2 protein-coding genes are annotated in these 1,682 nt (G+C 60.6%); both read left to right on the plus strand.

The genetic code is table 11. The features are described 5' to 3' along the window. Positions 1 to 144 precede the first annotated feature (144 nt). On the plus strand, positions 145 to 369 hold the full coding sequence (locus AC3WJD_RS21930; protein WP_492748966.1) for a hypothetical protein: 225 nt from the start codon (positions 145 to 147) through the stop codon (positions 367 to 369). A gap of 438 nt (positions 370 to 807) precedes the next feature. Continuing rightward, positions 808 to 1,682 (plus strand): helicase HerA domain-containing protein (locus AC3WJD_RS21935; RefSeq protein ID WP_492748967.1); only part of this gene is annotated, 875 nt, incomplete at its 3' end.

Below are 1,682 nucleotides of genomic sequence, written 5' to 3' on the forward strand. Positions count from 1 at the left end.
ACCCGCCATCATGAATGCCCCTGCCTATCCAACAACGGCATATACAATGATACTTACTTCAGTTCCAGATGACTAGGTCTGCTCATCGTTTGGGCGGCGATCATATTTAAACTCAGTGGCAACCTGTGGATCGATGGCCCCCTGATGCTCGGCGGTTGCGTTGCCACCATTTTCACTGTTTGGTTTGTGCACCGCACTCAAAAATTTGCCGAACGAAATCCCGAATTGGCAATGTTGGAAGGTGCCGAACTTCTTGAATATCGAAAATTCGAAATGCAAGTTGCCGGACAACCTCCAGAAAAAAACCCTATACTGAGCGACGTGAAACCAGCCAAACAACTGTTAACTAGTAAAACGGATGCTGCGTAATGCGTAACGTATTTAGCATTGCGCTAAATTGCCGCACTCGATCGGTGCCAAATGATGCGATTGAGCGCGCCATGTCCGGTCTTGACTGGCTGCGATATTCAGCCGACAATTACTTACTATCAACGCATTTGACCGCGGACAGAGTGTTTGAGCTCATAAAGCCGACACTTCACCCAGAAGACAATATTATCATATTGCGCGCCGACCTCGGCCATTACCGCGGATGGGCGTCACAGCTGGTCGTGAATTATCTTACTCGGCTCCAAGCTGAACAAACCGGCCCGAATGGTAGCTAGCTGGCAGATATTCGACAAACGACCGACTCGCCTTACAGCCTGCGACGGGCCCCAAGTCTTCGAGTCATCTTGCCCCGCCTTTCAAGCCCCCGCGCCGCACTGGGCTTGCCCGCCCCCCTTCTGATCGTCCAAAGGCATGTGCGTGACCGCCAGAATCGACATGGGAATGGATGGCGCCGGGAATCCGGTGCTGATGGATCTCGAGGAGCTCCTCGCGACGCGTCTGCTCGTGCAGGGCAATTCGGGGTCGGGCAAGTCGCATCTGTTGCGGCGGCTGCTCGAAGGCAGCGCCGGGCTGGTCCAGCAGGTGGTGATCGATCCCGAGGGCGATTTCGTCTCGTTGTCGGATGCCTTCGGGCACGTCGTGCTCGATGCGAGCGAGCATAGCGAGCATGAGATCAACCGCATCGCTGCGCGCATCCGCGAGCATCGCGCCTCGGTCGTGCTGAGCCTCGAGGGGCTCGATATCGACGCCCAGATGCGTTGCGCGGGCGGCTTTCTCAACGCACTGTTCGATGCGCCGCGTGACCACTGGTATCCCGCGCTCGTGGTGGTCGACGAGGCGCAGATGTTCGCGCCCGTCGCCGCGGGCGAATTTTCGGAGGAAGCGCGCCGTGCCTCGCTGGGCGCGATGACCAACCTGATGTGCCGCGGCCGCAAGCGCGGGCTCGCGGGGGTGATCGCCACGCAGCGCCTCGCCAAGCTCGCCAAGAACGTCGCCGCGGAGGCGTCCAACTTCCTGATGGGGCGCACCTTCCTCGACATCGACATGGCACGCGCCGCCGACCTGCTCGGCATGGAACGCCGCCAGGCCGAACAGATCCGCGACCTCGAACGCGGCCGGTTCCTTGCGCTCGGCCCCGCAGTATGCCGCCGGCCGATCGCGGTGAGGATCGGCGAGGTGAAGACCGGCGCGCGCGGCGGCACGCCCAAGCTGACCCCGCTGCCGACCGCGGCACCCGAGGATCTCGAAAGCCTGCTGTTCGCGGCGATCGAAGCGCCGCCCCCTCCCCCGCC

Source organism: Sphingobium sp. FW306-1B-F04DB (assembly GCF_058781925.1).

What these genes read in the sequence shown, in the direction of transcription:
- AC3WJD_RS21930 (WP_492748966.1), top strand. Translation starts at nt 145, where the DNA reads ATGCTCGGCGGTTGCGTTGCCACCATTTTCACTGTTTGGTTTGTGCAC.